The organism is Rhodococcus sp. EPR-147 (assembly GCF_001647185.1).
Lineage (GTDB): Bacteria > Actinomycetota > Actinomycetes > Mycobacteriales > Mycobacteriaceae > Rhodococcoides.
Window position 1 is genome coordinate 1 of the sequence record NZ_LVCU01000011.1, and the last position, 6,871, is coordinate 6,871.

At 64.4% G+C, this 6,871-nt stretch carries 9 protein-coding genes; 4 read left to right on the forward strand and 5 right to left on the reverse strand.

All coding sequences use genetic code 11. The annotated features are described in order from the left end of the window. Positions 1-473 (reverse strand): NAD(P)/FAD-dependent oxidoreductase (locus A2J02_RS00460; protein WP_156516021.1); only part of this gene is annotated, 473 nt, incomplete at its 3' end. Between the two features lie 177 nt (positions 474-650). Here A2J02_RS00460 and A2J02_RS00465 point away from each other — a divergent pair. The 3 genes from A2J02_RS00465 (at position 651) to A2J02_RS00475 (ending at position 3,312) form a co-directional block, all read left to right on the forward strand. Further along, a complete protein-coding gene (locus tag A2J02_RS00465) occupies positions 651-986 on the forward strand; it encodes a bifunctional 3-phenylpropionate/cinnamic acid dioxygenase ferredoxin subunit (protein ID WP_197477884.1) in 336 nt (111 codons plus the stop codon). Beyond that, positions 983-2,128, forward strand: a complete 1,146-nt coding sequence (locus A2J02_RS00470) for an NAD(P)/FAD-dependent oxidoreductase (RefSeq protein ID WP_068045335.1) — start codon at positions 983-985, stop codon at positions 2,126-2,128. Before A2J02_RS00465 ends, A2J02_RS00470 begins: the two co-directional genes overlap by 4 nt. A gap of 164 nt (positions 2,129-2,292) precedes the next feature. Beyond that, positions 2,293-3,312 (forward strand): DUF5914 domain-containing protein, encoded by a 1,020-nt coding sequence (locus tag A2J02_RS00475; protein WP_068045338.1) that lies wholly within the window; start codon positions 2,293-2,295, stop codon positions 3,310-3,312. Here the strand turns inward: A2J02_RS00475 and A2J02_RS00480 are convergent. Together A2J02_RS00480 and A2J02_RS00485 are read right to left on the reverse strand one after the other, a co-directional pair. Beyond that, the gene (locus A2J02_RS00480) at positions 3,282-3,776 is read right to left on the reverse strand and encodes an SRPBCC family protein (protein WP_068045342.1); all 495 of its coding nucleotides are present in this window, start codon (positions 3,774-3,776) and stop codon (positions 3,282-3,284) included. The genes A2J02_RS00475 and A2J02_RS00480 overlap by 31 nt on opposite strands. After that, positions 3,773-4,117 (reverse strand): ArsR/SmtB family transcription factor, encoded by a 345-nt coding sequence (locus A2J02_RS00485; protein WP_068045345.1) that lies wholly within the window; start codon positions 4,115-4,117, stop codon positions 3,773-3,775. Before A2J02_RS00485 ends, A2J02_RS00480 begins: the two co-directional genes overlap by 4 nt. A gap of 229 nt (positions 4,118-4,346) precedes the next feature. Between A2J02_RS00485 and A2J02_RS00490 the strand changes: the two genes are divergently transcribed. Beyond that, entirely contained in the window at positions 4,347-4,796 is a 450-nt protein-coding gene (locus tag A2J02_RS00490; RefSeq protein ID WP_068045348.1) for an Hsp20/alpha crystallin family protein, read from the forward strand. Positions 4,797-5,089: 293 nt separating this feature from the next. Here A2J02_RS00490 and A2J02_RS00495 read toward each other — a convergent pair whose 3' ends face one another. Both A2J02_RS00495 and A2J02_RS00500 read right to left on the reverse strand, forming a co-directional pair. Beyond that, positions 5,090-5,545, reverse strand: coding sequence for a GNAT family N-acetyltransferase (locus A2J02_RS00495; RefSeq protein ID WP_068045351.1), 456 nt, complete (start codon positions 5,543-5,545; stop codon positions 5,090-5,092). A gap of 8 nt (positions 5,546-5,553) precedes the next feature. Continuing rightward, the coding region (locus tag A2J02_RS00500) for an FAD-dependent oxidoreductase (RefSeq protein WP_068045355.1) at positions 5,554-6,871 on the reverse strand (1,318 nt) is incomplete at its 5' end.

A 6,871-nucleotide genomic window follows, 5' to 3' on the forward strand; every position in this document is an offset into this window, starting at 1 on the left:
GTGGCTCGCTCGGCCTGCGTCGCGCCGGCCTTGACGGCCTTGGCCAGCCCGTCGTCCGGTGTGAACAAACCGGCGAGGACTCGGCTGCCGTCGAGCAAGGGGTAGAGCTCGAGGCATCGCTCGGCGTCCACCACTTCCGACGTCAGTCCCCAGGACGACGCGAAGCCGTGGCGTCGATGCAGCTCGTCGACGCGCTCCGGCGTCGTCGCCACTTCCAGTCCGCCGACGTCGAGAAAGCAGCCGAGCTTCTTGAACTTCGACGCCGTGTAGGCCGCGAAGCGCGACATCGATCGGGAGGAGTTGGTGGCGAACACCAGGCCCGGCGCATGCGAGGTGGAACCGCCGGTGAGCGGTAGCGGGCCCTTGTCCAGGACTGTGACGTCCGTCCAGCCGCGCGCGGTGAGTTCGTCGGCGAGGCTGCAGCCGACGATTCCGGCACCGACGATCACAACCCTCGGGATGCTCGAGGACATGACACGCTCCTAGGGGGTGTACGTCGAGTTGATTTAGTTGCACAATACGAACTGCACTTCGTATAGCGCAACAGATTCACACGATCGAAACTCGAGCGTTCCATCGCCGCAACGGGGCGATCTCACGCTGGGTACAACACGAGCACTGCACACCCTCAGGTCCCCGGAGGCCCGACCATGACCGCAACGTTCTCCACCCGCGTCCTGCTCGACGTCGGTCGCGCCGAGGATCTCCCCGACGGCGAGGCCTTACGCGTCACCCCGGCCGGAGCACCGCCGATCGCGATCTTCAACGTCGAGGGTGAGTTCTTCGCCATCGACGACACCTGCACCCATCAGGACGCCTCTTTGTCCGAAGGCTGGGTCGAAGGCTGCGCCGTCGAATGCCCGCTCCACACAGCATGTTTCGACCTCCGCACCGGTGCTGCACTCGGAGCGCCCGCCAAGGTTCCGGTGCGAACGCACGCCGTACACGTCGAGGACGGGGTCATCCGCATCGCGGTCACCCCGTGAAATCGGTGACCGTGGTCGGGGCCTCGCTCGCAGGAGTGGCCGCGGCGCGGGCACTGCGTGATCAAGGTTTCGACGGCCGCATCACGATGATCGGCGACGAGGTGCACCAGCCGTACGACCGTCCCCCGTTGTCCAAGGCTTTTCTGCTCGGCGACGAATCGGCCGTATCGCTGGACGTCGACGACCTCGATCTCGACTGGCAACTCGGATGCGCGGCGACGGGCCTGTCGGGAACGACGGTATCCACCGTCTCCGGCGATGTGACGGCGGATGCCGTGGTGATCGCGACGGGTGCATCCGCCATCCGCCTGCCGGGAACCATCGGCGTCGACGGAATTCATGTGCTCCGCAGCTTGGACGATGCGCTGGCTCTGCGGAGTTCGTTGGTGCCCGGAGTTCGGGTCACGGTGGTCGGAGCCGGGTTCATCGGCAGCGAAGTAGCCTCCACTGCAGTGGGACTGGGTGCGTCGGTGACAGTCGTCGAGGCCTCGAAGGCTCCGCTTGCCCGCGTGTTCGGTAGTGAGCTGGGCTCACTGATCGCCGGGTGGCATCGAAACGCCGGTGCGGCACTACTGACCGGAGTATCGGTGGCCGGATTCGTCGTCGAGGCGGGCCGGGTGCGTGCGGTGGAATTGGCGGACGGCACGACGATAGAGTCCGACGTGGTCGTGCTCGGAGTGGGCTCAGTGCCCAACGTCGGCTGGCTCGATGGGTCCGAACTGGAGATCTGCGGCGGGGTGGTGACCGATCAGCGCGGCATCACCTCGAACCCGGCTGTGCTTGCCGTCGGCGACTGCGCTGCGGTGCGAGATGCCGCGGGGGTGATTCGACGCGACGAACACTGGACCTCCGCCGCCACCCGACCGGCCGTCGCCGTCGAAGCGCTCCTCACCGGTGGGTCCAAGAGATTCACCGGACTGCCCTACGTGTGGTCGGACCAATACGCCGCACGAATCCAATTCGCCGGACACCACGGACCCCACTGCGTCGCCGAAATCGTCGAGGGCGACCCCGCCACCGGACCCTTCGTCGCGCTCTACCGACAAGACAATCACCCGGTCGCCGAACTCGCAGTGTCCTCACCCCGATCATTCGGCAAATGGCGCCGCCAGGTGGTCGACACCTCGAACCTAACGGCCTGAGCGTCCACCATTTCCCTCCGCCGACACCCTCCCGCAACCGCTCCCCGAGTCCACTCGATGTGACATTGACCCCCGAAAAGGCCACCAGATGTCACATTGAGTACCCACGAACGGGAACAATGGTGAAAGAACACGGGAATCGATTGTCGACTTTGGGAGCAACAATGACCGCGCTGGATGCAGTACGACGACGTTGGCCGAAGACGATGCCGTTGCAGCCGCTGCCGTCGGAGTCGTGGGCCAAGCAGGAGCCCACCTGGAAGGGTGCGAATCCGCAGGTCATCGAGTCTGCTTTGAAGCGGGCGAAGACGCGGACCTCGGGCAATTGGTTCGTGTTCGCTGCCAGTCGCGACGTCAAGGCCGACAAGCCGTTCGGCCGCTACGTGGGCACCACCGAACTGGTCGCCTGGCGTGACTCGGCAGGCAAGGTGCACATCGGGCCGGGCGCATGTCCGCATCTCGGTGCCGCGTTGGACACCGCGAAGATCGAATGCGACACGTTGGTCTGCCGCTGGCACGGTCTTGCACTCGGGCCGAAGGGCAAGCCCGGTTGGCGTCCGGTTCCCGCATTCGACGACGGGGTTCTGGTGTGGGTTCGTCTCGACGAGCTCGGCGGTGAGGAGCCGACGCCCGTCCCCGTGGTCCCGATCCGCCCGCCGGCCTCGACTGCCATCGCCGGAGTGGTCACCCTCGTCGGCAAGTGCGAGCCCGACGACATCATCGCCAATCGACTCGACCCCTGGCACGGTGCGTGGTTCCACCCGTACTCGTTCGCGAGACTGAAGGTCGTCAGTGCGCCCACCGACATCGATGTGCCCGACGAGGACGATCGCTTCCTCGTCGACGTGACCTTCCGCGTCAGCCGTGGCGTCGGAGTTCCGGTGCGGGCCGAGTTCGTCTGCCCCGGTCCCCGGACGATCGTCATGCGCATTCTCGACGGCGAAGGAGCGGGCAGCGTCGTCGAAACGCATGCGACGCCTCTGGCTCCCGCGCCCGATGGCACCCCGCGCACCGCTGTCATCGAGGCCACGATCGCCAGTTCGGATCGTCCGGGATTCCAGATGGCACGCAAGGCATCCGGTCTGTTGCGGCCGGCGATGAACTTCACCGCTGCACGGCTGTGGAAGGACGACCTCGACTACGCCGAGCGCCGCTACGAGTTGCGGTCGCAGGGCCGCGCCTGACCCTCGACGAACTCGGCGAGTTGTGCGATGACGGTGCCCCAGCCGTCGTGGAAGCCATACTCCTCGTGCATCTTTCGATCTTCTTCGTTGCGGTGCATCACGTGGGCGTGGTACTCGGTTCCGTCGGGGTGGTCGGAGAGGGTGATCACCGCGGTCATGAACAACTGCGGTGCCGGCCGCCAACCCTCGACGAGCGAGTTGGTGAATACGATGCGCTCACCGTCGTCGACGGCGAGAAAGCAGCCGTCCATGTGTGGCTCGTAGGCACCGCCGGATTCACTGATCAGTGTGCGGAATGCTCCGCCGGGCTTCGGATCCCAGGCATCCACGCGACACAGTGCCGGTGCGGGAATCCACCATTTCTCGAACTTCGACGGGTCCGTCCACGCACTCCACACTGCTGCCCGTGGAGCCCTGATGACGCGGGAAATGGTCAAGTCCGTAGCAGGATCGATCGATGTCATTGCGGTTCACTTCCATTCGAGGTCCGGGTGACGAAGTCTTCGAGGCGATCCGTCCGGGATTCCCAGACGGCGCGTCGTTCCTGCAGCCAGTGACCGGCCGCATCCAGATTGGTTCGCTCGATCGTGCATGCACGTACGCGGCCCACCTTGCGCGTGCGAATCCAGCCACTGCGCTCGAGCAGGTGAATGTGTTTCATGAACGACGGGAGAGTCATGTCGAACGGTTCGGCGAGCTCGCCCACCGTGGCCGGTCCGGATCCCAACCTGCTCAACACTGCCCGCCGGGTCGGGTCGGCCAGTGCCTGAAATACATCGTCGAGAACGGTCGAATACTGAGCCATAAGGCACACTATCGCTCCCGCAATACTTAGCGCAAGGGCTAAGTGTTTGAACGAGCTCGTGCGATCGCGACGCCCACTGCGGCACAGCACTATTGGATCTGAAAAATTTCTGAGAACCTTCGAAATCCCTCTTGGCACTCCAGGGGTGAGAGTGCTAATTTCTGTTCTGCACAGTTGAGGAGCGACTCACCACAGGGGTGAGTGCATCTGGGTACAGGAGGTGGTTGCTGTGCTTCGTTTCGATCCGTTCCGTGATGTCGATTCCCTCACCTCGGCCATGCTGGGTGCCTCTTCCGGTTCGGACCGCGCCCCGCGATTCATGCCGATGGACCTCTACAAAGTCGACGACCACTACGTGCTCAGTGCCGATCTGCCCGGCGTCGACCCCGGATCGATCGATGTCGACGTCGATCGCGGTACGTTGACGCTCACCGCTCACCGATCCGCCCCGGAAAGCACTGGCGTGCAGTGGATCACCTCGGAGCGATTCGCCGGCACGTTCCGTCGCCAGGTCTCGCTGGGCGACGGCGTCGATACCGAGCGCATCTCTGCGTCGTACGACAACGGCGTTCTGTCGATCACGATTCCCCTCGCAGAACGTGCGAAGCCGCGCAAGGTCGACATCGCACATGGCGAGATTGCCGGCGAGCAGAAGTCCATCGCTCACGAATCGACCTGATCCGAGAACACACCGGCATCCCAGACCCTCCGGCGAAGAGATCACGAAAACCATTGGGGTGATGCACTATGCAGTCCGAGGCGGTGGTGTGGACGGAATCGACCGACCGTGAGCGCTGGTGGCGCACGGTTGTGGGCGTGGAGACGAGCATGAGGGAATGCTCGACGGGGGATGCGCTCGATCAGTGTCGAGCCGTACCTCTCGACGACGATCTCTACCCGCACACACAGCACGCAGCCTGACGAGAAGGGCCGGCACCGAGTGTTCGGTGCCGGCCCTTCTCATCGGAACGTTCACAGGGACAACGAGAAGAACGCACTCGATGGATCCACCACGTAGTCCGCGAACGGTGGACATTCGACGAATCCGTGTCGCACATACAATCTGCGGGCGGCGGCGAAGTAGTCCTGAGTTCCCGTCTCCAGGCTCACCCTGACGTAGCCCCGCTCCCGAGCCTGGTCCAATACGAAGCCGAGCAGCCGCGATGCCACACCCTGTCCCCGCGCTACCGCCGAGGTGCGCATCGACTTCAGCTCACCATGATCGGGTGAAAGCTTCTTCAAAGCAACAATTCCCAGCAGTGCATCTGCCTCCCAGGCGGTCCAGACGGTAACGCCAGGCCCACGCAGACCCGACAGATCGAGGGCGTGCACACTCTCGGCAGGCGAGGTGGCGTGCATGTCCTCGAGATGCTCGGTGAGTAGCGCGTGCACCTCCGGACGCGACAGATCGTCGACCTCGATCCGCATGCCCGAAGTCACCTGTTCATGAGTCTCTCGATGGCGTCGAACATCTTGAATCGTCCACTGGTCGGCACTGTTTCGATGTCGTGTCCGGTGATACCCCAGCTCGCCAACAGTGTGTTCGCGGCCTGCAGTCCGGTGGTGGCCGCGCGTTCCATCAGCGCCACCGGCAGATCGATACGAATGCCGTCGCCCGCAAGTACCAGAGCAGGTTCCGGAGTGCGGACGGTCGGGCGCTCGGCAAACGCGCCGAGGCCGAACATGGGGCAATCGTCGCGCCACTCGGATCGCTCGGCGATCACCTCTGCATCAGCGGTTTCCGGATAGATCTGATGCATCCGATCCATCAGCTGCGCCCGCGTGACCTCCTCGGATTCCTCGGCGGCATACGCGTGCAGTTCGACGACGGAGCCGCCGGTGCGGGCAGCCCACTGCGCCGCTTCGTCCTCGAAGCGTTCGAGCACGCTGATGTTGTCGATCGGGGGCATGCCTCCGGTGCCGATGAAGGCGGGACGGTCGGCGTTGACGGCCTTGCTCAACCACACGCGGTGCACCAGGAACGGCGGTGTGTTCTGCAGCGCTGCAACCTGTTTGCGCCAATCGGGCGTACCGAGCTCGGATGACTGCTCGAGCACACGCTGCAATCCGGCGATGTCGGTGGCGAGAACCACCGCGTCGGCGTCGATGATGCCGCCCGCGTCGACGCGGAACTTTCGCAGGCCGCCGCGGGTGATCTCACCGCACGGCGTGGAGGTTCTGATGTCGACTCCGAGTCCGGTGAGGTACTCCCCCAGCGGGTCCCACAGCGCCTGTGGATACGGGTCACGGGGAACGTCGAAGATCAGGCCCTCGGAGGAGCCGAGGAAGTAGATGTGGAACATCATCGCCAGCTCGGCAGCAGACATCTTCTCGGGATCGGCGAAGAAGCTGCGGGAGAACACGCCGAACGCCAGGTGCCGCGCGGCCTCGGGAAAGTTGATGTTGCGCAGAAACTCTGCGGCCGGAGTGGTGTCCAGCTCGTCGAACGTCTTGGGCACACTGACCGTCATCAGCGGCAGGGCGGCGATGCCGTTGAGGTCGGTGAGATCCTTCCACCGGAACGTCGGACTGCGCTTGACGAACGCGAATGCGTTGAGCGGCGGAGTGTCGGGCAACCCTTTGAAGCCGTCGATCCGGCCGTCGCCGTCGATCAGTGGGTAGTCGTCGACCGGACGCAACCGAGACAATCCTGGATCTGTGCGGCGCAACAGGTTTCGCAGGTTGTAGTACTGCCGGAAGAACGCATGGAAGCCGCGGCTCATGGTCGCGGGCGAGCCGTCCTCCAGCGTCGTG

Bases quoted from the DNA above. Each gene is read 5' to 3' on its own strand.
- A2J02_RS00465 (WP_197477884.1), top strand. From the start codon at position 651: ATGACCGCAACGTTCTCCACCCGCGTCCTGCTCGACGTCGGTCGCGCC.
- A2J02_RS00475 (WP_068045338.1), top strand. From the start codon at position 2,293: ATGACCGCGCTGGATGCAGTACGACGACGTTGGCCGAAGACGATGCCG.
- A2J02_RS00495 (WP_068045351.1), bottom strand. From the start codon at position 5,545: ATGCGGATCGAGGTCGACGATCTGTCGCGTCCGGAGGTGCACGCGCTA.
- A2J02_RS00480 (WP_068045342.1), bottom strand. From the start codon at position 3,776: ATGACATCGATCGATCCTGCTACGGACTTGACCATTTCCCGCGTCATC.
- A2J02_RS00485 (WP_068045345.1), bottom strand. From the start codon at position 4,117: ATGGCTCAGTATTCGACCGTTCTCGACGATGTATTTCAGGCACTGGCC.